The organism is Pseudoalteromonas sp. OF7H-1, assembly GCF_022347825.1.
Taxonomy (GTDB): domain Bacteria; phylum Pseudomonadota; class Gammaproteobacteria; order Enterobacterales; family Alteromonadaceae; genus Pseudoalteromonas; species Pseudoalteromonas maricaloris.
The window spans coordinates 14,147-39,649 of sequence record NZ_JAKRFX010000027.1; the positions used below are offsets into that span (position 1 = coordinate 14,147).

At 43.4% G+C, this 25,503-nt stretch carries 26 protein-coding genes; 16 read left to right on the top strand and 10 right to left on the bottom strand.

From position 1 onward, the window contains the following. Positions 1-45 precede the first annotated feature (45 nt). Both grxC and MHN30_RS22670 read right to left on the bottom strand, forming a co-directional pair. Positions 46-303, bottom strand: a complete 258-nt coding sequence (grxC, locus tag MHN30_RS22665; protein WP_069022190.1) for a glutaredoxin 3 — start codon at positions 301-303, stop codon at positions 46-48. 12 nt (positions 304-315) lie between these two features. Further along, positions 316-747 carry a rhodanese-like domain-containing protein gene (locus MHN30_RS22670; RefSeq protein ID WP_045990306.1) on the bottom strand — a complete coding sequence of 144 codons (432 nt, stop codon included), beginning with the start codon at positions 745-747 and terminating at the stop codon, positions 316-318. 277 nt (positions 748-1,024) lie between these two features. Here MHN30_RS22670 and gpmM point away from each other — a divergent pair, with 277 nt between their 5' ends. The 5 genes from gpmM to MHN30_RS22695 all read left to right on the top strand — a co-directional run bounded on the left by gpmM (position 1,025) and on the right by MHN30_RS22695 (position 6,282). Beyond that, complete coding sequence (gpmM, locus tag MHN30_RS22675; RefSeq protein WP_010607579.1) at positions 1,025-2,566, top strand: 2,3-bisphosphoglycerate-independent phosphoglycerate mutase; 1,542 nt, start codon at positions 1,025-1,027, stop codon at positions 2,564-2,566. 12 nt (positions 2,567-2,578) lie between these two features. Further along, entirely contained in the window at positions 2,579-3,724 is a 1,146-nt protein-coding gene (locus MHN30_RS22680; RefSeq protein ID WP_239361190.1) for a peptidoglycan DD-metalloendopeptidase family protein, read from the top strand. A gap of 38 nt (positions 3,725-3,762) precedes the next feature. Then, positions 3,763-4,974 carry a S41 family peptidase gene (locus MHN30_RS22685; protein WP_239361192.1) on the top strand — a complete coding sequence of 404 codons (1,212 nt, stop codon included), beginning with the start codon at positions 3,763-3,765 and terminating at the stop codon, positions 4,972-4,974. A gap of 81 nt (positions 4,975-5,055) precedes the next feature. Continuing rightward, a complete protein-coding gene (locus MHN30_RS22690) occupies positions 5,056-5,799 on the top strand; it encodes a divergent polysaccharide deacetylase family protein (protein ID WP_045990310.1) in 744 nt (247 codons plus the stop codon). Positions 5,800-5,808: 9 nt separating this feature from the next. Then, positions 5,809-6,282 (top strand): GNAT family N-acetyltransferase, encoded by a 474-nt coding sequence (locus tag MHN30_RS22695; protein ID WP_239361193.1) that lies wholly within the window; start codon positions 5,809-5,811, stop codon positions 6,280-6,282. Positions 6,283-6,303: 21 nt separating this feature from the next. Here MHN30_RS22695 and MHN30_RS22700 read toward each other — a convergent pair whose 3' ends face one another. Further along, positions 6,304-6,957 carry a DUF2987 domain-containing protein gene (locus tag MHN30_RS22700; RefSeq protein ID WP_211858584.1) on the bottom strand — a complete coding sequence of 218 codons (654 nt, stop codon included), beginning with the start codon at positions 6,955-6,957 and terminating at the stop codon, positions 6,304-6,306. Between the two features lie 137 nt (positions 6,958-7,094). Here MHN30_RS22700 and MHN30_RS22705 point away from each other — a divergent pair, with 137 nt between their 5' ends. Beyond that, complete coding sequence (locus tag MHN30_RS22705) at positions 7,095-7,514, top strand: CBS domain-containing protein (RefSeq protein WP_010378791.1); 420 nt, start codon at positions 7,095-7,097, stop codon at positions 7,512-7,514. A gap of 60 nt (positions 7,515-7,574) precedes the next feature. On the opposite strand, the gene pepB is transcribed toward MHN30_RS22705, so the two are convergent. After that, a complete protein-coding gene (pepB, locus tag MHN30_RS22710) occupies positions 7,575-8,870 on the bottom strand; it encodes an aminopeptidase PepB (protein WP_239361194.1) in 1,296 nt (431 codons plus the stop codon). A gap of 76 nt (positions 8,871-8,946) precedes the next feature. On the opposite strand from pepB, the gene sfsA reads away from it, so the two are divergent. The 10 genes from sfsA to MHN30_RS22760 all read left to right on the top strand — a co-directional run bounded on the left by sfsA (position 8,947) and on the right by MHN30_RS22760 (position 17,148). After that, a complete protein-coding gene (sfsA, locus tag MHN30_RS22715; RefSeq protein WP_045990313.1) occupies positions 8,947-9,666 on the top strand; it encodes a DNA/RNA nuclease SfsA in 720 nt (239 codons plus the stop codon). 174 nt (positions 9,667-9,840) lie between these two features. After that, positions 9,841-10,284 (top strand): RNA polymerase-binding protein DksA, encoded by a 444-nt coding sequence (dksA, locus tag MHN30_RS22720; RefSeq protein WP_039491461.1) that lies wholly within the window; start codon positions 9,841-9,843, stop codon positions 10,282-10,284. A gap of 10 nt (positions 10,285-10,294) precedes the next feature. Further along, positions 10,295-11,242: a tRNA glutamyl-Q(34) synthetase GluQRS gene (gene gluQRS / locus MHN30_RS22725; RefSeq protein WP_239361195.1), complete on the top strand. Its 948-nt coding sequence runs from the start codon at positions 10,295-10,297 to the stop codon at positions 11,240-11,242. A gap of 173 nt (positions 11,243-11,415) precedes the next feature. Further along, positions 11,416-12,732, top strand: a complete 1,317-nt coding sequence (pcnB, locus tag MHN30_RS22730; protein ID WP_029215927.1) for a polynucleotide adenylyltransferase PcnB — start codon at positions 11,416-11,418, stop codon at positions 12,730-12,732. Next, entirely contained in the window at positions 12,733-13,215 is a 483-nt protein-coding gene (gene folK / locus MHN30_RS22735) for a 2-amino-4-hydroxy-6-hydroxymethyldihydropteridine diphosphokinase (RefSeq protein ID WP_222241452.1), read from the top strand. A gap of 20 nt (positions 13,216-13,235) precedes the next feature. After that, complete coding sequence (gene panB / locus MHN30_RS22740; protein WP_017216568.1) at positions 13,236-14,030, top strand: 3-methyl-2-oxobutanoate hydroxymethyltransferase; 795 nt, start codon at positions 13,236-13,238, stop codon at positions 14,028-14,030. A gap of 85 nt (positions 14,031-14,115) precedes the next feature. Continuing rightward, positions 14,116-14,964 carry a pantoate--beta-alanine ligase gene (gene panC / locus MHN30_RS22745; RefSeq protein ID WP_130163424.1) on the top strand — a complete coding sequence of 283 codons (849 nt, stop codon included), beginning with the start codon at positions 14,116-14,118 and terminating at the stop codon, positions 14,962-14,964. A 9-nt stretch (positions 14,965-14,973) separates the two neighbouring features. Then, positions 14,974-15,204, top strand: coding sequence for a hypothetical protein (locus MHN30_RS22750; protein WP_039491465.1), 231 nt, complete (start codon positions 14,974-14,976; stop codon positions 15,202-15,204). Between the two features lie 331 nt (positions 15,205-15,535). Then, the gene (locus MHN30_RS22755) at positions 15,536-16,729 is read left to right on the top strand and encodes a porin (protein ID WP_069022159.1); all 1,194 of its coding nucleotides are present in this window, start codon (positions 15,536-15,538) and stop codon (positions 16,727-16,729) included. Between the two features lie 11 nt (positions 16,730-16,740). Further along, positions 16,741-17,148 (top strand): phosphate ABC transporter substrate-binding protein, encoded by a 408-nt coding sequence (locus MHN30_RS22760; protein ID WP_045990319.1) that lies wholly within the window; start codon positions 16,741-16,743, stop codon positions 17,146-17,148. A gap of 333 nt (positions 17,149-17,481) precedes the next feature. Here the strand turns inward: MHN30_RS22760 and MHN30_RS22765 are convergent, their stop codons facing one another. The 6 genes from MHN30_RS22765 to fba form a co-directional block, all read right to left on the bottom strand. Then, positions 17,482-19,104, bottom strand: a complete 1,623-nt coding sequence (locus MHN30_RS22765; RefSeq protein WP_010378764.1) for a HAMP domain-containing methyl-accepting chemotaxis protein — start codon at positions 19,102-19,104, stop codon at positions 17,482-17,484. A 209-nt stretch (positions 19,105-19,313) separates the two neighbouring features. Further along, positions 19,314-20,282: a phosphate ABC transporter substrate-binding protein gene (locus MHN30_RS22770; protein ID WP_239361196.1), complete on the bottom strand. Its 969-nt coding sequence runs from the start codon at positions 20,280-20,282 to the stop codon at positions 19,314-19,316. 77 nt (positions 20,283-20,359) lie between these two features. Then, a complete protein-coding gene (gene phoR, locus MHN30_RS22775; RefSeq protein WP_039491473.1) occupies positions 20,360-21,688 on the bottom strand; it encodes a phosphate regulon sensor histidine kinase PhoR in 1,329 nt (442 codons plus the stop codon). Positions 21,689-21,739: 51 nt separating this feature from the next. Continuing rightward, entirely contained in the window at positions 21,740-22,429 is a 690-nt protein-coding gene (phoB, locus tag MHN30_RS22780; RefSeq protein ID WP_010378755.1) for a phosphate regulon transcriptional regulator PhoB, read from the bottom strand. Positions 22,430-22,729: 300 nt separating this feature from the next. After that, a complete protein-coding gene (locus MHN30_RS22785) occupies positions 22,730-23,683 on the bottom strand; it encodes a porin (RefSeq protein WP_239361197.1) in 954 nt (317 codons plus the stop codon). A 711-nt stretch (positions 23,684-24,394) separates the two neighbouring features. Continuing rightward, positions 24,395-25,459 carry a class II fructose-bisphosphate aldolase gene (fba, locus tag MHN30_RS22790; protein WP_010378749.1) on the bottom strand — a complete coding sequence of 355 codons (1,065 nt, stop codon included), beginning with the start codon at positions 25,457-25,459 and terminating at the stop codon, positions 24,395-24,397. Positions 25,460-25,503 lie beyond the last annotated feature (44 nt).

The following is a 25,503-nucleotide window of genomic DNA, read 5'->3' on the forward strand; positions in this document are numbered from 1 at the left end:
AGCAGTCATTATAAAAAAGTAAGCTGAGCCAAAGCTCAATCAATCTTATGCTTGTAATAGCTTATCGAGTTCGCCTGTCGCTTCAAGCGCCATCATATCGTCGCAACCACCAATATGGCGCTCAGCGATAAAGATTTGTGGCACAGTATAGCCACCGTTGGCTTTTTCGATCATCTCGTCACGAAGCTCAGGCTGTGCGCCAATATCATACTCAGTGTATGTGACACCTTTTGCATCTAATAGTGCTTTTGCACGATGACAAAAAGGACAATAGTCTTTGGTGTAAATTACGACTTGGCTCATCATAGACCTCAGTTATTTTCCGTTAGAGATTGGTAAACCCGCACTTTGCCATGCGCCAATACCACCTGATAATACGTACACTTGCTCGAATCCAGCTTTGTGCATGTTATCAGCAACAGCAGATGCCGTCATACCTGTGTTACAGACCAATATAATGGGCTTAGATTTATGTTTTTCAAGACCAGCAAAATCTTTTTGCTTGAGTTTTTCCGCATTCACCTGCTCAGCACCTGCAATGTGACCTTGGTTAAACTCTTTTGCTGCACGCATATCGAGTACCTGACCATCTTGGCGGTTAACAAGCATAGTCAACTGCTGGGGATTAATTTGTCTAATTTTAGAAAACTGACTCTTAAACCAACTACTTACTAACATCGCGGCTAACACAACCCAAATGATGCTAAGTACCGGATGGTTACCTAAAAACGCAACGTATTGTTCCATTAATTTATCAACCAAAAATTATTAAACGATAAAGTGGCAGCAAGTATACCTGCTTTATTCTCGACAAAACAGACTTGTTCAACATGAGCAAATATCAATCTCAAAGTTGATAATTCATCACTGTGGGGCTGAATATTCATACAAAAACAGGTATTCTACTTACCAGCAACCAGAGCAAGCTTATCGCAGCGCTGTAGCCCAAGTTAGTAAATCTAACCTTGCAGCGTTTGCTATAAGACATCAACATCGTGCCTAATTCAGGATTTCAGGAGCGCAAATGACAGCTAAGAAAAAGCCATTGGTATTAATGATTTTAGACGGTTGGGGCTATCGCGAAGAAAGCGAGAGCAATGCTATTTTAGCAGCCAATACCCCAGTATTAGATGAACTATGGCGCTCTGCTCCGCACACCTTGATTTCAGGTTCAGGCCTTGATGTTGGTCTACCGGATGGACAAATGGGGAATTCCGAAGTTGGCCACGTTAACCTCGGTGCGGGACGTGTGGTTTATCAAGACTTCACGCGGATCACTAAAGCGATTGACGATGGTGAATTTGAGCACAATCCAGCTCTGGTTGAGAATATCGACAAAGCCGTGGCAAAGGGCAAAGCCGTTCACCTAATGGGGTTATTGAGCCCAGGTGGCGTTCACAGCCATGAAGACCACATTGTTGCAGCAATTAAATTAGCAGCTGAGCGCGGTGCAACCGTTTATTTGCACGCATTTTTGGATGGTCGCGATACACCACCTCGTAGCGCACAAGCGTCAATTGAGAAAATGGAAGCCTTGATGCAGTCACTCAATTGTGGCCGCCTAGCGTCTATTATTGGCCGCTACTATGCTATGGACCGTGACAATCGTTGGGACCGCGTCGAGTCGGCTTATAACCTGATGGTAAGTGGCGACGCTGATTTTACTTATAGTAATGGTGTTGAAGCGCTACAAGCAGCTTACGCGCGTGATGAAAATGATGAGTTTGTTAAAGCATCTGTGATCACCGAAGCTGGGCAACCCGCTGCAACTATCAATGATGGTGATACAGTTATCTTTATGAACTTCCGTGCAGACCGAGCGCGCCAGATGACCCGTGCTTTTGTCGATGCTGACTTTAACGGCTTCGAAAAACGCAAAGCACCGGACCTAAGTGCGTTTGTTATGATGACTGAGTACGCTGCCGATATTAAAGCCCCTATCGCTTTCGCGCCTGAAGCACTTGTCAATGTGTTAGGTGAATGGCTAGCTAAGCACAACAAAACTCAGCTGCGTATTTCAGAAACGGAAAAATATGCCCATGTCACTTTCTTCTTTAGCGGCGGTCGCGAAGATCTCTTTGAAGGTGAAAAACGTGAGCTTATTCCTTCTCCACAAGTCGCCACTTACGACTTGCAGCCAGAGATGAACTCGGAAATGCTAACGGATAAGTTAGTTGAAGCCATTCATAGCGGTGAATTTGACGTCATTATCTGTAACTACCCGAATGGTGATATGGTTGGACACTCAGGTGTATTCGAAGCCGCAGTTAAAGCATGTGAAGCCGTTGATAAGTGTATCGGTCGTGTGGTTGCAGCGTTAGAAGAAACCGGTGGTGAAGCTCTGATCACAGCAGACCACGGCAATGCTGAGCAAATGCAAAACCCGAAAACGGGCCAAGCTCACACAGCACACACTAGTGAGCCTGTACCATTTATTTATGTAGGTCGTGATGCAGAGCCACAAGCAGGAAAAGCCCTAAGCGATGTTGCACCAACAATGCTGCATTTACTTGGTATGGAGCAGCCTAGCGAGATGACAGGCACTCCAATTATGCGTTTAAAATAACGGCCTGCCTGTATGCCGTTAAAAACGACATTTCACTATGCCGCACTTCTCGGTGCGGCGCTACTTATGGCAACAGCGGGCGCTGTTGCCAACGAATCTAGAACCAAACAAGACTTAAGCGAAGTTCAGCAACAGCTTAAAGCGAGCCAACAAGCATTAGAAAAGCAGCGCGGTGAAATTAACAGTCACGAAGCAAAGCTCAAAGCCTTCGAACTTGATATTGCCAAAAGTGCCAAAGCTATCTCACTCACAGAAATCGGGATCAAAGAAAACCAAACTGAGCAGGCCGAACTTAAAAAGCAAGAAATCACGCTGTTAAACGACAAGAAAAAATTTGAAAAGATCCTTGCGGCTCAACTAAAAAGTGCCTACATGACGGGCTCTCATGATTATTCTAGAATGTTACTTAATCAAGAGCATGCAACAAAGCTAGAGCGCACCATTGCCTATTATGATTACCTAAATAAAGCGCGCATTAAACAACTCGAACAGCTCAAATCTATCGGCCAAGAATTGGCACAGACTCAAGCTGAGTTAGCAAGAACACAAGCACGCTTAGAAGCGCTACAAAACCATCAGAATGAACGCTTAGAAGTGCTCAATAAGGCGCAGCAAGAACGTCAAAACCAGCTTGCAAACCTAAATAACAAACTCAGTGAAACACGCTCTGCTATCGCTTATTTAAAAGAAAATGAGCAAACCTTAATCCAAACGTTAGAAGAGCTTGCCAAAGCGCAAAGAGAAGCCGAAGTACGCTTGGATGGACTAACCAAACTAAAAGGCAAAATGAGTTTACCGACCAGAGGTCGAATTAAGTATAAATTCGGCCAAAGCAAGCATGCTGGCATGAACTGGAAGGGCGTCCTCATTGGCGCAAAAGAAGGGGCTGAAATTACGAGTGTCGCTCCCGGTCAAGTCGTGTATGCAGATTGGTTAAATGGCTTTGGCTGGGTTATTGTGCTCGATCATGGTCATGGTTTTATGAGTCTATATGGCCACGCACAAACGCTGCTTCGCGATGTTGGCGATCAAGTTCGCAGTGGTGAAGTGATCGCTTTGGTAGGACAAAGCGGCGGACAAAGAGATCCTGGTCTATACTTTGAAATACGGCATAAGGGAAGCGCTGTAGATCCGATAAAATGGTGCAGATCCAGTTAACTGAATAACCCGTGCTGCACCTTGATGAGGAGCAGCACATGAATAGACAAACCCGTTTTTACGCGCTTGCAGCGCGCTATGTTGCATTATTAAGCTTCCTGCTTTTGTTAAGTTTTAGCGCTTTTAGTCACGCGTCTACACAAAAGTTCTCGGCTCAAGAAATCGATGAAATCCTATATCATATTCACACCTATTATGTTGAAGACTTGCCTCTCAGTCGCTACAACGCGGGCAACTTGTCGAGCCTCTTTGACAATTTAGATCCCTACTCTAAATACCTCAACGAGGAAGACTTAGAATCCATCTTCAGTGCAGCAAATGGACGCTACACGGGGCTTGGTATTGAAGTCGAAGAGCAAGATAATTACGTGATTATCTTGGATACCCTGCCCAACTCACCTGCAGCTCAAGCAGGCATAGAGAGCGGTGATAAACTCCACTCAATCAATGGCGCTAATGTCGCGGGTAAATCGATAGAAGAAGTGTCTGCCCTACTCAAAGCTGCAAATAAAAATCTCATCAATTTAGTAGTATTAAGACAAGACGAGTTAGTTGCACTTGAGCTTAAACGTCAAGAGATAGTCATTGAAAGTGTCGCCAGTAAACTCTTAAACGACGGTACCGGTTTTTTAAGCGTCAACAGTTTTAATCATCACACCTATCATGATGTTGCAAGACACATAAACCGACTACAAGTACAGTTAGGCAGTCCATTGAAAAAGCTGGTTATTGATTTACGTGACAACCCCGGTGGTACACTTAATAGTGCAGTGGCAATCTCAGATCTTTTTTTAGATAGTGGCACAATTGTCACGACCAAAGGCCGCTTCTATGACGCCAATCAGGCTTACATTGCAAAGCGGGGAGATATTTTAAATGGTGCGCCTATTTTGGTATTAATCAACAATAATTCCGCTTCAGCGGCCGAGATTTTAGCCGCCGCACTCAAGGATAATAAACGTGCCTTAGTCGTTGGCTTACGTTCCTATGGTAAAGGCTCGGTTCAGTCCTTGATCCCAATTGGCAATGGTACTACTGCATTAAAGTTAACGACAGCGAGATACTACACACCAGCAGGTACATCAATTGAAGGTAAAGGCATAGAGCCCGATGTATATTTTACCAAACAAGCGCTTTCCCTGTTGGATAAAAGCGCTATAATCACTGGTGAAGAATCAATCAAAACAACAGGTATTGAGCAGCTTGCCTCGCATTGGCCTAAGGCGCTGGCGTTAGTTCAATCACAGTAAATAAAAAACAGCCCTGTAGGGCTGTAAACTATAATAATAATTTGTGTGCTAAAAAAAATAATCGGGATAATACTGGCCTGCATGACTTTTGCAGTGCCAGCAAAACAGTTTGCCATTGTTATAGACGACATTGGCAATCACCAACGTGACTTAGAGTTACTGTCTTTGCCGGGTGGGATCACCTTTTCGATCCTGCCTCATACGCCTTTTTCTCAACAATTTGCCTTTGCAGCCAGCCGTCAACAACGCGAGCTTTTATTACATGTGCCAATGCAGGCACAAGACACGGAAAAGGCCCTTGGCCCGGGCGCATTAACCACCGACATGGAAAAGTGGCAGTTGCAAATGACACTTGGCAATGCGCTATCGACACTGCCTCAGGTTAAAGGCGTAAATAATCACATGGGCTCAGCATTAACCGAACAAATAGAGCCAATGAAATGGACAATGGAAATACTAAAAAAGCGCGGATTATACTTTTTAGATAGCCGCACCACTAGCCACAGCCAAGCCCAATATGCGGCCAACCTTTATGGCGTAAAAAACGTCGCTCGACAGGTCTTTCTAGACAATGATATATCCACCGAGGCGCTCAACAAGCAGTGGCAACATATGCTTAAGCTACTTGATAATCACGAGCATGTTATTATCATTGCACACCCATATAAGGAAACCGCCGCCTTTCTTGCAGCCAAGTTAGCTGAGCTTGAAAGTATTGATGCCAAACTGGTTCCCGTGTCTCAACTGGTTGAACAAAAATACGTACGACTTGCAGAGATTGCTGAGCAACACGCTATTTCCGGGCAATTAAGGCTCCAAGAATAAAGATTAACAATGATTATCATCAGACAATTTCAAAGCGGCGAAGAAGCCGTGTTACGCAAGCTTATGTTTGACACAATACGCTCGGTAAATATACAGCATTACTCCAATAGCCAAGTTAATGCATGGGCACATAGCGACGTTGTCGATAAAAGCTGGCAAGACCGATTAAGGAGCAATCAGCCCCTTGTCGCCGTACTAAATGGTAAAATTGTTGGCTTTGCCGATATCCAAGCTGACGGTCTTATTGATCACTTTTTTTGCCATGCAGAACATCAAGGCCAAGGCATAGGTAAAGCACTTATGCTCGCACTCTTAGAACACAGCAAAATAACCAACACAACGCGCTTATTTTCCCATGTTAGTAAAACGGCTAAACCTTTCTTTGAACATTTTGGTTTCCAAGTGATAAAGGAACAACAAGTGAAGGTTCGAGGCGAAGTGTTAACTAACTACCTGATGGAAAAGGATATGCCCGCCTGCTAGCAGGCATACGGACTTTCTTCCCTAATCTATGGGCGCAAACTGCGTTGGTAAGGCACTAAATTGCAAGGATGGATTTTGCTTCATCCACTTTTTCTTATTAGGGATTTGGATCTTAAACTCATCATCCGTCACAAACTTTTGGGTTTTACCTTTTGCATCCACAAACTGGATTGATGCAGGTTCGGTAAATGTAAACTCTAGTTCATCAAAGCTTGGAGCAAGCCAAGACAAGCTACCTGCCATCAACTCAACAAAAGCGTCCATATCCTCTAAAAGGATAAACAAATCGCGATACATAACCCGCTGCTTAGTCAGCGGCGCTATATCCGTATTGACCATAATCGCAACGGCATCTTTTTCTTGATTGATCACTAAGTTAACTTGATCAGCACGTGACTGCGGGAGAATAGGTAAATCAATATTGCCGTCTTTGTCTATGATACCGTTGGCAATGATCTTGTCATCTTGCTCCAGCCAAAGTTTAACATCCTCTAGCGCGATATCAGGCTGCTTCACTTCCACAGTAAATTTAGACAAGATATATTGCGACTGCGCTTTGTTGGCGATTAAATCTAGAATTTGATTAATCTCACCATATTCAACACTTCGCTCAGCGGCGAAAACCGAATTGCAAAGTAAGCTCGCAACAGCACCTAACATCAGTAACTTTTTCATTGAGTTATCCTTTCTTATTGTTATCTTCATAAGAGGAGTACTTCGAGAAATAGTTCAAAACTTGATCTCAATTCCATACATGCCAAACAGATCAGGCTAAACTCAACATAAGCATATGGAGTGAAAAGGAGTAGCAGATGACCCAAACCGTAGCTGATTTAATGACCCCAGATCCGTTCGCAGTGATTGCTGAAAATACCTTGCAAGATGCGCATAATTTAATGAAAGAAAAAAATGTCCGTCACATTCCAGTGATTGATGAAGCAGGAGCCTTGGTTGGTATGCTCACGCAAAAGATTATGATCGCCAAGGTAATGGGAATAATGGCAACCTATGGCGCAAATGCGCTTGCAAGAAAAGAAAAGCAAACAAAAGTACAAGATATTATGGCGACCGATTTTGCGAGCGTGCGCCCAAGTCAATCACTACAAGATGTGGTGCGCTTTTTTGTCGATAATCGCCATGGCTGTATGCCTGTGGTAGACGAGCAAAACAAATTGGTTGGAATACTGACTTCATCAGACTTTGTGCGGCTCGCTGCTGCACTCTTGTCTTAAACGTGGTAACAAGCGAGTGTATTCCACTGTCTCGCGGAATACACTCGGCTATCAGCATGATTACGCTTTTTCTTGGAGCGTTCTCGCTACGGTTCTCATACCTAAGGTCGTTGCGCCTGCAGCCCATTGACCACCAGCACTATTTTGGAAAGAAGCTGCAAGGTCGATATGCACCCAACCTTGACCTTCGTTTGGTACAAAGCGAGACAGGAAACCCGCTGCATTTGATGCACCACCAAAGCCGCCACCTTTTTGCGCCCGGCTGTTAGCTGTATCCGCATAAGGCGATGGACAGTTATTTTGGTGCCACTTTTCTAGAGGCAATGGCCACGCGGCTTCAAATTCGTCACTCGCGAACTGCTGCACATCACCAACAAGTGTTTTGTCTAAACCAAATAACGCATTGTACTCTTGGCCTACAGCAACGAGCGCAGCGCCCGTTAATGTCGCGGCGTCAATGATAAGCTCTGCGCCTGTTTCACCAGCAGCCATCAAGCCATCAGCAAGCACTAAGCGGCCCTCTGCATCCGTATTTACGATCTCCACTGTGGTACCATTTTTGTAGGTAAGAATATCACCCAACTTATAGGCATGGCCTGAGATAAGGTTCTCAGCACAACATAGGAACAACTTAACACGACGGTCAAAACCACGTTGAATAGCCAGCGCTAAACCCGCGGTTACGGTTGCCGCCCCGCCCATATCACACTTCATCGTAAGCATGCCTTCACTTGGCTTAATTGAGTAACCACCTGAGTCAAACGTGATCCCTTTACCCACAAGCGCAGCGCTAACTGGAGCGTCATCATTACCCGTCGGATTGTAGTCAAGCTCAAGCAATACTGGTGGACGCTCACTGCCGCGTCCCACTTCGTGGATACCAATCCATTGCTGCTCTAACAGCGCGTCGCCTTTAATGATTTGATAGCTAACATGCTCAGGTGCCAATGACTGAATAAACTCAGCCGCTTTTCCAGCAAGGCTTTCAGGATAAATGTCTTCGGCCGTGCCGTTGATCATCTGACGCATCCATGTTGCCGATGCTTTTAATGCATCAAGCTCTTTTAGATCTGACTGGTCGTTGTCAACAAACACCACACCATCTAACGCTTTTGGTGACACAAACCCTTGATAAAAAGCCCATTGAGATTCAGTACACCACAAGTCACCTTCTAGATGAACTTGTTTAATCCCTTGTTGTGCGATGCTACGAGCCGCTTTTTGAATATTCTTCAGCGTTTCGTCTTGTTGTAAATGGATAAAAGCACCGTCCTTTTCAAACGACAATGCCGCACCAACAGATAAATACTCTGGTTTTGCGTCTTCACTCAGTCGTACAATAAATTTCTCTGACATTCTCTTTTCACTCTTGTGCTTGTAAGTGTGGTTAAGTGTACACTAGCCACTAAATACACCCAACCTAAAGCGACCAATGAAGTTTTCTAGGCAATTACAGCAAGCAACCTTGCTCAAACGATATAAACGCTTTCTTGTCGATTTACGCGCCCCAAGTGGTGACGAATTCACCGTACACTGCGCCAATACTGGTAGAATGACCAATTGTGCAGACTCGGGATTTACAGCCTATTATTCCACCAGCGATAACCCTAAACGGAAGTACATTCATTCGTTGGAGCTGACGCAAGATAATGATGGTCACTTTATTTGTGTAAATACAGCGGTGGCGAATAAAGTGTCTGTAGAGGCCATTGAGCAAGGAAGAATAACGCAACTGCAAGGCTACAAAACACTTCAAACTGAGGTGAAATACGGGGCTGAAAATAGCCGAATTGATATTTTGTTGAGCAACCTCGAAAATGGACAATCCTCGCAATTCTGCTACGTTGAAGTAAAGTCGGTGACTTTGCTTGAGCAACAGCAAGGTTTTTTCCCTGATGCAGAAACCTTAAGAGGTCAAAAACATCTTAGAGAATTAATCCACATTAAACAGCAAGGTCATCGTGCGGTGTTACTGTTTGCCGCGCTCCATACAGGGATCAATTGTGTCAAACCAGCCAGTCATATCGATCAAAAATATGCAGCGTTAGTAAAAGAAGCAATTTCTCATGGAGTAGAAATCATTGCTTATCGAGCGCATATTGACGACAACCAAGTACAATTAATTGAAGAAATTCCTTTTGATTACGCTTGACTTTTTTCATGCTGCCCACATATAGCCGTGATAGTTTTCTCCCCCAAATAGTTAAACATTGAAAAAAGTGGCTGACATTTGCAGTAAAAAAGTGTTTGCTAAGGGGTAAAGATTTTGCTATTTATACCCGCCGGCGAAAGCTGGGGTTATGTATTAAGGATTTAGGAGAATGGTATGCCAGACCAGAAAAAACTAGGGTTATTGGCTCAAGCCGGTGTAGAACCTTATCAAGAAAAGCCAGGCGAAGAATACATGAATGAAGCACAACGTGCTCATTTCAAAGCGATATTAGAAGCATGGCGTGCCGATCTACGTAATGAAGTAGACCGTACTAAGACACACATGCAAGACGAAGCGGCAAACTTTCCTGATCCTGTGGACCGTGCAGCGCAAGAAGAAGAGTTTTCTCTTGAACTGCGTACTCGCGACCGCGAGCGTAAGCTAATCAAGAAAATTGAGAAAACACTTCAACTTATCGAAGATGATGATTTCGGCTATTGTGAGTCGTGCGGTATTGAAATCGGCATTCGCCGTTTAGAAGCGCGTCCAACAGCTGATCTTTGTGTTGATTGTAAATCTCTCGCAGAAATCAAAGAAAAACAACAAGGCAGAGGATAATCTCAGCCCTGTGTCCCCAAGCTTAAAGCAAACTGGGAGCTATCGCGGTCGATTTGCTCCCTCGCCTTCCGGACCGCTTCATTTCGGTTCTCTTGTGGCCGCCCTGAGTAGCTATCTAGATGCAAAAGTCAATCAAGGTAAATGGCTCGTTCGCATCGAAGATATAGACACACCGCGTGTAGTTGCGGGTGCTGCCGACAATATATTAACCACTCTTGAAGCATATGGCCTTTACTGGGATGAAGACGTTGTCTATCAATCGCAGCGCCATGCCCTATACCAGGCCTATTTGACGACACTAAAATCAGACTCCCTTATGTATGCGTGTCAATGTACTAGAAAGCAAATTAAAGCAATGGGTGGGTTTTATAACAATCATTGCCGAGCTTTAGCGCTAAGTTGGCAAGATAATGCTTTGCGCCTACAGCAGCGCTGTCCAGTTACTGAATTTAATGATGCAATACAAGGCATGGTTGTCATTCCCCCTGCAATTGCGCATGAAGATTACATCGTTAAACGCCGCGACGGCTTATTTGCTTATCAATTGGTGGTGGTCGTTGACGACATAGAGCAAAAGATTAGTCATATCGTGCGTGGTGCCGATTTGCTAGAACCCACAGCAAGACAAATTAGTTTATTTCAACAACTCAATCAGCCATCACCTGAGTACGCTCACGTCCCATTGGCTGTCGCAGAGCCCGGATTTAAGTTATCTAAGCAGAATCATGCTCCAGCTATTGATAACCAGAACCCGTTACCAACCCTTTATGCCGCGCTGCGTTATTTGCATGTGCCGGTTGATTCTCTCCATAATTATCAAGATGTTGACGCATTACTGACTCACGCTAGTGATATTTTTAGTCTAGATAGCGTTCCTAAAGTACAGGAAATTCAACTAGACTCTCTAGAAAATGGCGATTTTGCTTTTCGCCCACTGTTTTCAAGTACTTCAATTTAGTCTCATTTGAGTATATGATAGCGAGCCTTAAATGCGACCTGTTTTAAGACAAAAGCAGTGGTTCACAACGACTAGAATAGAAAACTTGATTGCTCAGGAGACGAGTTATTATTTCCAAGCTTGTAAACTTTTGCCGCCAGTTTGTAACTGGAAAAGGCGATGAGACGGTGAAAATGGCCAGCCCGACACCTGCGATAATTCCTCGCAGCGAGCATGGTATATCTCGTAAACAATTTAGCCCTAACGCTATCAAAGTACTCTATCGCTTAAAAGACGGTGGCTATGATGCCTACCTAGTTGGTGGTTGTATACGCGATATCATGCTAGGAATAGAGCCTAAAGACTTTGATGTCGTTACCAATGCAACACCTGAACAAATCAAAAAGCTCTTCCGTAACTGTCGCTTAATAGGTCGTCGCTTCCGCCTTGCGCACATTGTTTTTGGACGTGAAATTATTGAAGTTGCCACCATGCGTGGCCACCATCAAAGTGATGATTCTTGTGCCACGACAAGTCAAGCCAGCGAACACGGGCAGCTATTACGCGACAATGTCTACGGCAGTATTGAAGAAGACGCCGAGCGCCGCGACTTTACTATCAATGCGCTATATTATTCGATCAATGACTTTACTTTACGCGACTTTGCCGGCGGTGTTGCTGACATTAAAGCACGTAAAATTGAGCTGATTGGCGATCCTGAAACTCGCTATCGCGAAGATCCGGTACGTATGCTGAGAGCTATCCGCTTTGCAACCAAACTGGATATGGAGATTGCTACCCCGACCCGCACTCCGATTAAAGCACTAGCGCCGTTACTTGGGCATATTCCAGCTGCACGCTTGTTCGAAGAAACGCTAAAGCTATTTTTAAATGGTAAAGCGGAAGAAAACTTTCTTCAGATGCGTGAATACGGCTTGTTTGCACAATTATTCCCGGCGTTAGATAAAATCCTAGCACAGCCTGATAATGACTTTGAACGTCGCTTTATTCAGCAAATGTTTGCCAATACGGATAGCCGTATCAACGCGGATAAAAAAGTAACCCCTGCATTTATCTATGCAGCACTTTTATGGTTCCCGATTTTAGCTAAAAGCGAAGCGCTCGCGGCCGAAGGTATGAATGAATATGATGCCTTTATGCAAGCCATTAATCACGTCCTTGCTGAAAATGCTAAACACGTTGCTGTGCCTAAACGCTTTACTTTAGGTGCCCGAGATATCTGGCATATTCAACAACGCCTAGATAAACGTTCAGGCCAGCGTGCTTACCGCCTAAGCTTGCAGCCGAGATTTAAAGCCGCATATGATTTCCTATTATTGCGTGTTGAAAGTGGTGAGCAAGAGCAAGAAGAACTTGCAGCTTGGTGGACTGACTACCTCAAGAATGATGTCACCGGCCAAAAAGACATGGTGCGCAACTTAGGTAACCAAAGCAAGCCTAAGCGTCGTTATAATAGACGTAAGCCAAAAAGAAAACCAAAAGAAGATTAAATGAATATTGCGTACATTGGATTGGGTGCAAACCTATCCGAACCGATGGCACAAATACAGCGAGCACTCGATGTGCTCGCCGCCCATCCTGACCTCTCGCTTGTCCAGCACTCTAGCCTGTATGGCTCAAAACCTATGGGCCCTCAAGATCAACCTGATTATGTGAATGCCGTAGCAAAACTAGCGACATCATTAACAGCAGAATCTTTACTCGATGTGTTGCAACAAATAGAGCTTGAACATGGTCGTGTACGCAAAGCTGAGCGCTGGGGACCGCGCACGCTCGATTTAGATATTCTGCTTTTTAATACCGACACCATTAACAGCGATAGACTTACGGTACCGCATTACGGCTTGAAAGAAAGAGAATTTGTCGTCTATCCACTACAAGAGATAGCGCCAGAGCTCAAATTACCTGATGGCACTGAGCTTAGCTCTTTAACACAAAAGTTACCACTTAACGGATTAGCAATCCTCAAATAAACCAATCCAAGGGGTTTACCATGGCAAAAATTTCCGTCTCAACACTTGCCAAAATGAAGCGTGAAGGAACAAAAATAACAGCCCTCACCGCATACGATGCAAGTTTTGCAAAGTTATTTCACGATAATGGCGTAGATGTCATCTTAGTGGGTGATTCTCTGGGTATGGTTTTACAAGGTGGTGAAGACACTTTAGCCGTTACCACGGATGACATTGCCTATCACACCCGTTGTGTCAGAGCTGGTAGTAAAGAGCTATTCGTTATCGCCGATATGCCTTTTATGAGCTATTCAGATCCGCAGTCAGCCTGTCAGAATGCAGCTACCTTGATGCGCTCTGGTGCTAATATGGTTAAGCTTGAAGGTGGTGAATGGCTTTACGACAGCATTGCACTGCTTACTCAGCAAGGGATCCCAGTTTGTGGTCATTTAGGTTTAACCCCACAATCAGTGCACGTGTTTGGCGGCTTTAAAATTCAAGGTCGTGAAGAAGCACAAGCGCAAAAGATGATAGCCGATGCACAAGCGTTAGAACGTGCTGGTGCTCAAATGATTGTGATTGAATGTGTGCCTTCAGCACTGGCTAAACGTATTACCGACGCCGTGGCAATTCCGGTCATTGGTATTGGCGCTGGTAAAGAGACCGATGGCCAAATTTTGGTTATGCATGACTTGGTCGGTATTTCTGCAGGCTATATTCCTAAGTTTTCGAAGAACTTCCTGCTCGAAACTGGCAACATGCCAGATGCGGTGAAAAAGTTTTGTGCAGACGTGCAATCAGGTGACTTCCCAGGGCCTGATCACGAATTTAATTAAATTTGCGATGAGCGATGCTTATCGCTGAGTCTGATCCAAGCGTTTTGTTTGGGTTGGTATTGTTATTATTGAGTTAGAGTACAACATGCAATCAGTTACTGAGATTAAATCGTTACGAAGCCAGACTAAAGCTTGGCGCCAACAAGGGTTGAGCATTGCCTTCGTACCAACGATGGGCAACCTTCACCGTGGTCATTTTTCCTTAGTAGAAAAAGCGAAAACCCTAGCGGATAAAGTCGTTGTCAGTATCTTTGTAAACCCAATGCAATTTGGTGCGAACGAAGACCTCGACAGCTACCCACGTACGCTTGAGCAAGACAAGCAAGGCCTTGCAGAACTAGAAACCGATATTGTATTTACGCCTACCGTTGAGACCATATATCCTAACGGCCTAAATGCGCAGAGTTTTGTTGATGTGCCGGGAGTATCTGAAGGACACTGTGGTGGTACACGCCCTGGACACTTTCGTGGCGTTGCAACGGTTGTCACTAAACTGTTTAACTTAGTGCAACCTGATTTTGCCTGCTTTGGTGAAAAAGACTTTCAACAATTACAGGTCATCAAAACAATGGTGAAAGACTTGTCTATTCCTGTTGAAGTGATTGGTGTTGCGACTCAAAGAGAAGTTTCTGGACTGGCGATGAGCTCACGTAATGGTTACCTCTCTGAATCTGAAAAAGATACTGCTAAAGTACTTTTTCAAGCGCTAAAAGCAGCAGCTGGCGCTATAGAGAATGGCGAAAAAGACTTTTCGAAGGTAACAAAAAATGCAACAGAAATGCTGCATAATGCGGGTTTAAAGTTGGATTATTTTAACATTTGTCAAAAAGATAGCTTGAAACCTGCTACACTCGAAGATAATCAACTCGTCATTCTTGCCGCAGCTTTTCTTGGCAAAGTCAGACTGATTGATAATATTCAAGTCACAGTCTAAGGAATAATAATGAAAATTGCGTTCGCCTTATTAGTATTTTCTACCACCCTATTGGGGTGCAGTAACTCTATCTCACCTGAGTTGAATCAGTGTGCACAGCAGAACTATCAATGCGAACGCAGCTGTGAGATGCAAAACACACCAGAGACAATGTCTTTACAGATATGCACTGATAAATGTATTGAGCAGTATAATGCCTGCAAAGTACAGGCTGAAAAAATTACCGAGAGCAAACGATAGTTTGCTCTTTTTGGCAAAAAAATTCCCTTAATATTCTTTTAAATACAAGCACTTTCTAATTCCCGCCGTTATTTTTTATTCACCTTTTTAGAATATTTTGCGATACAATAAACTGGTCTGATGAGATAGACATACAACACCAACTTAACTTGGCTCAAGACTTGGTTTCTTAAACAATGCAAGCAGTGAGCACTAACTTTTCTTAATAACTTGTTATTTCTGGTTTTTATTCTAATCTCTAAGACAAAAGTAACACTATTGTTGAGCTCAGTATCAGCGCTTTTAATGAGTGTTACAGACACGACTCTTTGCAAAGAAAATGGGAATCAATATGAAAAAGTCAGCAATTGCTTTAGCGATAGCGCTTGGGACAGTGAGTTTTCACAGCGCCGCTGAGATCAGAATTAATGGTTTTGCTTCCATTATTGGTGGTCAAACGCTAGATAGTGACGACACACTATATGGCTATGACAATGATTTTGATATGGAAAACCGTAGTTTATTCGCCCTACAACTTTCCGCCGATCTACAAGAAAGTCTAACTGCCACAGCACAGATCGTAGGCCGTGGTCAGAATGACTTTGATGCCGAGTTTGAATGGGCATACTTAACTTATGCGATTTCAGACTCGTCACAGATAAGCGCAGGTAAAATGCGTATACCATTCTATCGCTATTCTGACTTTTTAGATGTGGGTTATGCATACCGCTGGGTTAAACCACCTCAATCTGTATATAACCTAAGCTTTAGCACCTATAACGGATTGAGTTATATCCATAATTCGACATTAGGGGAGTGGGAAAGCACTGTACAGCTAGCTTTAGGCAGCGTAGATGACGACATTGTTGCTATTACCTACTCAGATGAAGCTGAGTTGAACAACACAGTAGGTATTAACTGGACACTAAGCAGAGATTGGTTTAGTGCGCGTGCGGCCTACTTTGCTACCGAAGCGAGCATTAGTGCAGCTAATAGCCCTGAACTATCGGGGTTGTTGGCAGGGTTAACTGGCTATGGGCTAACTCAACAAGCGGATGATATTGCTGTCGATAAGGATGATGCTTACTTTGCCGCGATTGGTATTGCTATCGACTATAACGATATCTTGTTCGATGCAGAATACACTCAGTTTGAAGTGGATAACAGCATACTAGCTAAACAACAGCAGTATTACGCTTCCCTCGGTTACCGTATTGATGCATGGACAGTCCACCTAACCTACGAACACAATGAAGATAAGAATGAGAATGACGAGTTTAACTCTGTCCCACTCACCATCACCGCTCCAAATGGTGTAACCATTCCTGTCACGACCGATCCAACCAATCCAAATGCACCTTATTTAAGAACACTTGTTAATGGTGCGCTTGCAGGTGCTCGTGCAGAATCAGAAACGTGGAGTATTGGTGCACGTTATGACTTCCATCCGTCAGCAGCATTCAAGATTGAACTAAACCAATTCGATAACACATTGACAGATCAAAAAGTTGAACTGTTGAGCTTCGGTATCGATTTAGTATTCTAACGGAGGCTAATATGATTAAAAAAATAATGACCTTAGGGCTACTGTTAGCCAGCCAAGCAGCTTTAGCAGATGTTGCCGTTATCGTGAACTCAGCAAATGCATCTACTGTGGATGACGGTACTATCAAAAAGTTATTCCTTGGCAAAAGCAAATCATTTGCCGATGGTAGTAGTGCGACCCCTGTGAATCAGGATGGTAATGCTGTATTTGACGAGTTTAACGACAAAGTGATTGGTAAATCGAGCTCTCAACTAAATGCCCATTGGTCTAAATTAGTATTCACCGGTAAAGGAACACCTCCGAAGAAGCTAGATAGCGATCAAGCGGTAATCGATTTTGTTTCGAGCAATGCAGACGCAATCGGTTATATTGATGCAAGTAAAGTAACCGGAGCCGTCAAAGTGATTGGTAAATACTAGGGCCTGTTGACCTTTGCTGTTTGATTTTTGTTCTTCTGAGTGTTTTTTGGTCGCGACGCTCGACTTGCCGCCTAGTGATCTAGACAAAGGTTGAGCAACAATGAACAAAGCGCACTCAGGTGAACCCAAAGGGCAGCGCTTGATTGGCATTTCTACTGTGTTCTCGCCTGACCCACATAGAATGACTATGCTACGCAGGCTCTGCCTTGTATAAATACCAATCAAACTGCTGCAAAAGCAAACTTGAAAGATAAACAGGCCCTAATATTCCTTATCAAATAAAAACAGCCACTTAATGTGGCTGTTTTTATTTATCGTTTACAAATTAAGCCACTAGACTCTAAATTTTGAGGTTGCATCTTTCAAGTTGTCGGACAGTACATGGAGATTTTCAGCAACGTCTTGCACTTCATTCAACGCTTGCATTGTGTCTTGGAAAGACTGGTGCATAGATGTCACATTATTTACTACCATAGCTGCTACCGAGGTCTGCTCTTCCGTTGCCGCAGCAATTTGACCATTCATGCTATTAATTGACAAGATTTGTGCTGCTATCTGCTCAATCGACTGCCCGGTTTGTGCTGCAGCTTCAGCGTTATTAATTGCCATACTGCTTGCACTTGTCATTGCTTTCACCGCTTGATTTGCCGCTTCTGTTAACACATTTAAAAGTTCTCTTATCTCATTGGTCGACTTTGCTGTTCTTGAGGCTAATTCGCGGACTTCATCGGCAACCACCGCAAAACCTCGACCTTGCTCACCAGCACGAGCCGCCTCAATCGCAGCATTCAAGGCTAGTAAATTGGTTTGCTCTGCAATTGATGTGATCACATTTAATATTTGCGTCACGTTCTGCGTATCATCAGCTAGCTTATTGATCGTCTCTGCTGCATGATTAATTTCTTCACTTAACGCTTGTGATTCGTTAACTGACACCTGAATTTGGCGCTTACTCTGCTCAACTTCTTGTTCGGCCAGCTGGGCAGCATCAGACGCCTGTGACGCCGAGTGAGAGATATCACCCACACTTAACCGCATTTCTTCCATAGATTGACGTACCACTTCCGCGTCATGCGTTTGTTGATTCGTTGCCCCTTCTGCTTTTTCCATCCCCTGAACTAGACGACTTGAGTCTTTCATCAAAGGCTCGACGACACTCATCACCTCGACAACCGCCCCTTTTAGTAACGCAACAAACTCATTGAAGTTTATAGATACTTGGCCAATTTCATCGTGAGAGCGTACATTGAGCGTAGTAGACAAAGAACCCTGCCCCTGCGCTAATAGTTTCAGATTTTGCGCCGCATCCTTAGCAGAGTTGCCAATACCTCTTGCAATCACAACCGCTAAGAAAACCAGCACAAGTAAAGAAATAACGGCCACAATCAACATTATCGTGAGCGCGTTTGCTGAGCGCTCTTCGGTATTTTGAAGTAATTCAACAAAACGATCATTCGCGTTCGTTTTAGCCTTGGTAAAATCTGCAACTAGGCCTTCGTAGATTTCAGTTTTCTTTTTGGCATCTTCTTGGATACGGGAAAAATCGGCTGTACCATCTATCATTCCCCCAGCAATTTGTTGCGCAATTTTGCCGTATTGTGCAAGTTCGTCGCTATTATCTGAAGGCATAAAGCCGCTTTGTACCGACTCAATTTTTTGCAGGTTAGCTTGGATTTGCTGTTGATATTCTTTTGCTTTATCTAGTAATTCAGCATCCCCGAAGGTTACAGCTTGAGTGAATAGCTCATCTAAATTCTGCAGCTTATTTGCGTTTTCTGTAGCGAGGTTAAGAATTTTGTATGTCTGCTCCTCTAATTCATTTAATGCCCTTTGATTAGAGCTAATAGCGTTGTAATTAACAAACACGATAACCACAAAAGCGACAACCGCAACGAGCGTAATTGCGTGGATCTTTTTGGTGATACTAAGATCAGCAAAAGCAGTACCTAGACTCATATATACACCTTTTGAAGTAAGACGAGTTCATTATCGACTGATTTATTATAAATTTTAACTAAATATAGAATATTTCCAGCTTTTTTGCCGCTTGAGGATGAAGATTTAAACAAATTATTCAATCTGGGAACATGGAAGTGTGAAAATAAAAAATGCCGCTCAATGAGCGGCATCAATAACAACAAGTAATTAGCGGGTTGAGTAATTGATTAAAGTAAACCTAACTTTTTCAATTCACGTGTCGCCATTTCGCTAGAAAGAGGAACATAACCGTCTTTCTCAACAATTTTTTGACCTTCTTTAGACAATACCATCTTCAAGAATTCAGCTTCGATAGGTGCTAATTCTTTATTAGGGTGCTTGTTCACATATAGGTATAGGAAGCGAGCCAGTGGGTATTTACCCTGTGCCACATTTTCTAATGTTGCATCAACGTAGTTCGTGCCTTTTTTCGCTAGTGGTACGGTACGTACGCCTGACGTTTTATAACCGATACCAGAATAGCCAATCGCATTCACTGAAGACGAGATAGACTGTACTACAGACGCAGAACCTGGCTGCTCGTTAACATTATTGCGGAAGTCACCTTTACACAGTGCTTTTTTCTTGAAGTAACCATAAGTACCAGATACTGAGTTACGACCATAAAGCTGAATATCTTTTGCTGCCCAATCACCCGTTAGACCAACATCACTCCAGCGATTTGCCTGTGCTGCCGAACCACACTTGCGCGTTGAAGAGAAGATTGAATCAACCTGTTCAATTGTTAAGCCTTCAATTGGGTTATCTTTGTGTACAAATACCGCTAGCGCATCAATTGCTACGCGGATTTCTGTTGGCTTATAACCATAACGCTTTTCAAAAGCTTCGATTTCTTTTGACTTCATCTTACGGCTCATAGGGCCGAAGTTTGCCGTTGCTTCCGTTAGTGCTGGTGGCGCAGTAGAAGAACCAGCAGCTTGGATTTGGATATTTACGTTAGGGTAAATTCTTTTATATTCTTCTGCCCAAAACGTCATCATGTTGGCAAGCGTATCAGAACCTACAGAAGAGAAGTTTCCTGAGATACCGCTGGTTTTATTATACTCTGGTAACTTTTCGTCTAAAGCAGATACTTGAGTAGAAACTAATGTAGTAATAGCCACACCCATTGCGGCAACTAAGCTTTTAAATTTCATTGGGGTCACTCCAGTTGTTGGTCCCAGTTATTTTACGCAGCTCATTGTGCAGCGATAAAATGACAATAAAATTACCCTTAAATTACACTTTTATGACTTTCATCATTTGTCATAAAAATTCGCTTTTGTTTGGGGAAAGCAAACCAAAAGCGAGAGCCTTCACCCACTTTGCTTTCAATATGTAAAGCTGAGTCATGGCGAGACAACACATGTTTAGTAATTGCTAAACCAAGGCCCGAGCCGCCTGTTTTTCGGCTTCGTGCTTTATCCACACGGTAAAAACGTTCAGTTAGTCGGTTAATGTGTTCAGGCGCGATACCATCGCCATTATCGACGACACTAAACGTCGGCAAGTCGTTTTCTAAATACCAACGTACATGAATATGCCCACCGGGTTTGGTGTAATGAATAGCATTAAAAATTAAATTTGAGTAAGCACTGCGTAACTCATCCCCAGCCCCTTTGATATCCAAAGTCGGATCAATATCAAAAACGAGCTCATGGCCCTTTTCCTGATTAAGTGACTTCGCTTCGGTATGAATAAGGTCAAGCATCGCTGGAATATTCACGGCTTTGTCATTGTCTTGCTTTCTCGCCCCTTCGATTCGAGACAAGGAAAGAAGCTGATTTACCAGACTGTCCATCCGTTTACACTGATCTATCATAGTACCATGTGCTTTAGCCCACATTGCGGGGGGTGGCATATTATCGCTATCCATCATCTCTAGATAGCCAGCCATGACGGTTAGCGGCGTCCTTAGCTCATGAGATACGTTTGCAACAAAGTCTTTGCGCATCTGCTCTAATTGCTTTAGTCGGCTAACATCACGCGCCACTAGCATAAGCTGCTCGGCATAAGGCATTACTCGTATTTCCAACACTTGCTCATGTGCAAGCCCGGTCTCAAGCTCTAATGCTTCATCAAAGCGATGTTCATGCATGTATTTTACAAATTTAGGATCTCGGATAAGGTTATCCAATCTTTGGCCATGATCTGTAGGCCATTGCAAACCTAACACTTTCAAGGCTAATTGGTTACACCACACAATACTGAGATCTTGTTGCAGTACAACGACCGCGTCAGGGATAGCTTCAGCGCCCTCTCGAAAACGTCGGATCAGTTCAGCGAGTTCATTACGCTTTTTGCGATTACGTTGTTGAAGCTGATAGATCCCTTCAAACACTTGTTCCCAAGCGCCCTTACCTTCAGGTGGATTAAAACTACGTTGGTTGAGCAGCCAGTCGCTCAAACGATAGAGTTGTTTGTAATGCCAAACTAATAAGACGAAAGCACCGATGAAAAGAAACAGAAAAGGTGCACTGACTAAATAGCCAATTAAGGCTAATGGTAGGAAATACAAAAACAGGCGTCTTGTTAACGCCTGCTTATCAATCACTCGATACATAGACTAAATCCATTTAGGAACCAAATAATTCAGTTCCTCTTGGAATACTAATTACAGTTTACTCGAAAAGCGGTAACCTGCACCACGTACGGTTTGCACTAAGCGATCATGACCAAGCGGTGCGATAGCTTTACGTAAGCGACGAATATGAACGTCTACAGTGCGATCTTCAACGTACACATTAGTACCCCATACGTGATCTAACAGCTGTTCACGGCTATAAACACGTTCAGGGTGTGTCATGAAGAAATGTAATAAACGAAACTCTGTTGGCCCCATATCTAACTCAGTGCCTGCAGATGTCACTCGGTGAGAAATAGGGTCTAAACGTAATCCGTGAACTTCTATCGCTTCTTCTAGCGACGTAGGCGAAACTCGGCGCATTACCGCTTTGATACGAGCCATTAGCTCTTTGGGAGAGAAAGGCTTTGTCACATAATCGTCCGCACCAACCTCTAATCCTTTAACTTTGTCTTCCTCTTCACCTCTTGCCGTTAGCATGATGATTGGGATCTGACGGGTATATTCACTTTGCTTAAACTTTTTAGCAATTTGAATACCACTGCCTCCTGGCAGCATCCAGTCTAGTAGCACCATATCTGGATAAGGTTCTACCATAGCAGCAACCGCTGAATCATAGTCTTCCGCTTCAATTGCTTGAAAACCATTTTGCTCTAGTACGAACACCAACATTTCTCTGATAGGTGCTTCATCATCAACTACAAGTACTTTACGTGACATTCCCAATGTTCTCTCGTTACCGACGTTGTTGATGTCATTATTATGACTAACTGTGACATTTTTATGAAAGTGTAACGTGTAAACGCAAAACAAGCCAAAAAAATCTCTTTTTTGGCTACAAAGGGAATACCTTATTTATTTATAGTCATATGATTTTAAACATATTTTATGCTAAACATTGGTTTCAAAATAGTGTTTTCGAAATATAGACTAAGACCTCCAAGCCATACAATAAAAGCGACGCCGCAATTCACCGCAAAATCAGCACGCCTTTTGTAAATAGCCATACGCTTTTGTAAATTAAAAGTCATACCTCAATGTGACCGCCATCGTGTTGTGATCTTCGTTGTTATCCAAAGAAAATTTCGAATACCAAAGATACATACGAGCTTGTTTACTTAAACTTTTTTCCACACCCACAGAGGCTGCATTGCCAGAGTCCTTCAGCTTACCTGCTGCCCCATCCGAATCTTGATATTGAGCCAGTAAGGTATATGACTCAATTTGGTAGGCAGCACTCACCATAAAACTGTCTACTTCCTCATCACTATCTATCGCTTCATTTTGTTGATACATACCGCCGAGTTTAAAGTCCCCTAGTTTTCCTTGTACCGTCACGCGATTAATGTCTTGTCCCGCGACTTTATTATCATGGGCAACAGCAACATATACATTGGTTTTCTTGAGTTTGCTATCACCGTAACTTGCCGACAAAGATAAGCCATCTTCACCATTTTGTTTGCTGTTGTCTTCGGCAATATAACTCACCGTAAACTGCAAATGATTGATCGCTGGAGTCGTATATTGCACGGTGTCACCAAGGCGATTTTCACCAACAAAGAACGAATTAATATCACCAAAAAAGTCATTCATTAAGTCCACTTTGCCTTGCGACTTTTTCATCGGTGTATCATCACGGCCGATCAGGAGCTGACCATAGCTCCCTTTAACCCCAAGATACTGAGAGCGTGCTGTAAGGTTATCACCTGATTTACCATCTTTGTCTTGATCCGTGATCTCAACTTGGAATTCATATTTATAAAAAATCTCAAGTCCTTCTTGCAGCTTTGCAGCTCCCTTTAATCCCATGCGAGAGTTATAACTTTCAATTGAAGTATCGCTGTCACCATCTTTATCAGAATTCTGTACACCGACATGAGCTCTACCGTATAGAGATACAGCTTCGTTTGCATAACTACAAACACTCATAGAGCAAAGGCTTAGAGCAACAAATGGTAGGTATTTCATTTTCATCTTTGATCACCTTGGATAGTATTTGGGCGCAGTACAACAAGGTTTGAGATGCCGAAGCCAGACAGAGAGGACGCAGCGAACAGATCTCGTATTTTTAAAGTTAGACACTTTTAGCTGGAGATCAAGAAACTGACTCCGGGATCAGTATTTTATTAACTGCTAGGGATCATCCACTGTCAGGATCAGATTTTTACTAACAAGATCGTCCCCAAGATCATTTTCTTACTAACTTCTTACTGCTTCACGCTGGATCAAGTTGGTATAAAAATGATCTAAGCGAAGCTAACTTATTGATCTGAGGTTTTGAAATATATCCACTTAGTCAAACAATGATCTTTGTTAGTAAAGATCTGATCCCTATTTAACCTGAGGTTTGGATAAGAAATGTTCCAACTTATTGTTACTAAGCCACAACTTAGTTTTTTCCTTGTCTAGCCAGAGAGTTTTAGGGAAAACAAGGCGAATTTACGCACCAATAGCTGGACGCAGTTAGCGCTAAAACTGGCTGCTAGAAAGACATTAATTATCCGCAGCTCAGGTTATTTACCTCGCTAGTAAAATGGCGATCTAAGTATATTTTCACCTTGCAAGCGCTATTGAACATTGGCTTCCAATCAAGGATCAGATACAAAAAAGCCTCTATTTCAGAGGCTTTTTGAGGTATCAAAGTGCGATGCACAATTTTACTTAGTCAAATTTTGATCCGGTAAGTTATTTCACTTTAGGATCTAACTCACCTGTTAGATATCTCAAGTGCATATCATCAAGTGAAATTGGCTTGATCTTAGCTGCTTGACCTGCTGTACCGAACGCTTCGTAGCGCGCAATACAGATCTCAGTCATCGCTTTCGTCGCTTCAGCTAAGAATTTGCGTGGATCGAAATTGCTTGGGTTTTGCGCAAGGTGGCGACGAATAGCACCTGTTGATGCTAAACGTAGATCGGTATCGATATTAACTTTACGAACACCGAATTTAATACCTTCAACAATTTGCTCAACCGGTACACCGTAAGTCTCAGGGATTTCACCACCAAACTCATTGATGATTGCTAACCAGTCCTGCGGAACTGAAGACGAACCATGCATTACTAAGTGAGTATCAGGAATACGAGCGTGGATTTCTTTGATGCGGTTAATTGCTAAGATATCGCCCGTTGGTGGACGAGTAAATTTATAAGCACCGTGTGATGTACCACATGCAATAGCAAGCGCATCTACATTGGTTTTCTTGACGAAGTCTGCGGCTTCTTCAGGATCTGTTAGTAGCTGATCTTCTGTTAATTTACCTTCAGCGCCAATACCGTCTTCTTCACCAGCTTCACCAGTCTCAAGAGAACCAAGTACACCTAGCTCGCCCTCAACAGACACGCCACACGCGTGCGCCATTTCAACGGTACGACGAGTAACATCCACATTATACTCGTAGCTTGAAGGCGTTTTACCGTCTTCCATTAGAGAGCCGTCCATCATGACTGATGAGAAACCAAGTTGAATTGAGCGCTGACATACAGCAGGTGAAGTACCATGATCTTGGTGCATTACAACTGGAATATGAGGCCATTCTTCTACAGCCGCTAAAATCATGTGGCGGATAAATGGTGCACCAGCATATTTGCGTGCACCAGCAGAACCTTGCACGATAACCGGACTATTTGTCTTGTCCGCAGCTTCCATGATCGCACGCATTTGCTCTTGGTTATTCACGTTAAATGCCGGAACGCCATAACCATGCTCAGCTGCATGATCGAGAAGTTGACGCATACTGATTAAAGCCATATTGCTTTTCTCCAATTGTTGATAGCCACCGCTATCGGTTTGAA

Excerpts from the sequence above, each read along its gene's own strand:
- MHN30_RS22765 (WP_010378764.1), bottom strand. The coding sequence starts at position 19,104 with ATGAGTCTAGGTACTGCTTTTGCTGATCTTAGTATCACCAAAAAGATC.
- MHN30_RS22785 (WP_239361197.1), bottom strand. The coding sequence starts at position 23,683 with ATGAAAATGAAATACCTACCATTTGTTGCTCTAAGCCTTTGCTCTATG.
- MHN30_RS22695 (WP_239361193.1), top strand. The coding sequence starts at position 5,809 with ATGATTATCATCAGACAATTTCAAAGCGGCGAAGAAGCCGTGTTACGC.
- MHN30_RS22760 (WP_045990319.1), top strand. The coding sequence starts at position 16,741 with ATGATTAAAAAAATAATGACCTTAGGGCTACTGTTAGCCAGCCAAGCA.
- panB (WP_017216568.1), top strand. The coding sequence starts at position 13,236 with ATGGCAAAAATTTCCGTCTCAACACTTGCCAAAATGAAGCGTGAAGGA.
- dksA (WP_039491461.1), top strand. The coding sequence starts at position 9,841 with ATGCCAGACCAGAAAAAACTAGGGTTATTGGCTCAAGCCGGTGTAGAA.
- pcnB (WP_029215927.1), top strand. The coding sequence starts at position 11,416 with ATGGCCAGCCCGACACCTGCGATAATTCCTCGCAGCGAGCATGGTATA.
- MHN30_RS22750 (WP_039491465.1), top strand. The coding sequence starts at position 14,974 with ATGAAAATTGCGTTCGCCTTATTAGTATTTTCTACCACCCTATTGGGG.
- MHN30_RS22770 (WP_239361196.1), bottom strand. The coding sequence starts at position 20,282 with ATGAAATTTAAAAGCTTAGTTGCCGCAATGGGTGTGGCTATTACTACA.
- phoR (WP_039491473.1), bottom strand. The coding sequence starts at position 21,688 with ATGTATCGAGTGATTGATAAGCAGGCGTTAACAAGACGCCTGTTTTTG.
- fba (WP_010378749.1), bottom strand. The coding sequence starts at position 25,459 with ATGGCTTTAATCAGTATGCGTCAACTTCTCGATCATGCAGCTGAGCAT.
- grxC (WP_069022190.1), bottom strand. The coding sequence starts at position 303 with ATGAGCCAAGTCGTAATTTACACCAAAGACTATTGTCCTTTTTGTCAT.
- sfsA (WP_045990313.1), top strand. The coding sequence starts at position 8,947 with ATGAAGTTTTCTAGGCAATTACAGCAAGCAACCTTGCTCAAACGATAT.
- MHN30_RS22680 (WP_239361190.1), top strand. The coding sequence starts at position 2,579 with ATGCCGTTAAAAACGACATTTCACTATGCCGCACTTCTCGGTGCGGCG.
- pepB (WP_239361194.1), bottom strand. The coding sequence starts at position 8,870 with ATGTCAGAGAAATTTATTGTACGACTGAGTGAAGACGCAAAACCAGAG.
- MHN30_RS22755 (WP_069022159.1), top strand. The coding sequence starts at position 15,536 with ATGAAAAAGTCAGCAATTGCTTTAGCGATAGCGCTTGGGACAGTGAGT.
- panC (WP_130163424.1), top strand. The coding sequence starts at position 14,116 with ATGCAATCAGTTACTGAGATTAAATCGTTACGAAGCCAGACTAAAGCT.
- MHN30_RS22705 (WP_010378791.1), top strand. The coding sequence starts at position 7,095 with ATGACCCAAACCGTAGCTGATTTAATGACCCCAGATCCGTTCGCAGTG.
- MHN30_RS22685 (WP_239361192.1), top strand. The coding sequence starts at position 3,763 with ATGAATAGACAAACCCGTTTTTACGCGCTTGCAGCGCGCTATGTTGCA.
- gpmM (WP_010607579.1), top strand. The coding sequence starts at position 1,025 with ATGACAGCTAAGAAAAAGCCATTGGTATTAATGATTTTAGACGGTTGG.
- MHN30_RS22690 (WP_045990310.1), top strand. The coding sequence starts at position 5,056 with ATGACTTTTGCAGTGCCAGCAAAACAGTTTGCCATTGTTATAGACGAC.
- phoB (WP_010378755.1), bottom strand. The coding sequence starts at position 22,429 with ATGTCACGTAAAGTACTTGTAGTTGATGATGAAGCACCTATCAGAGAA.
- MHN30_RS22700 (WP_211858584.1), bottom strand. The coding sequence starts at position 6,957 with ATGAAAAAGTTACTGATGTTAGGTGCTGTTGCGAGCTTACTTTGCAAT.
- folK (WP_222241452.1), top strand. The coding sequence starts at position 12,733 with ATGAATATTGCGTACATTGGATTGGGTGCAAACCTATCCGAACCGATG.
- MHN30_RS22670 (WP_045990306.1), bottom strand. The coding sequence starts at position 747 with ATGGAACAATACGTTGCGTTTTTAGGTAACCATCCGGTACTTAGCATC.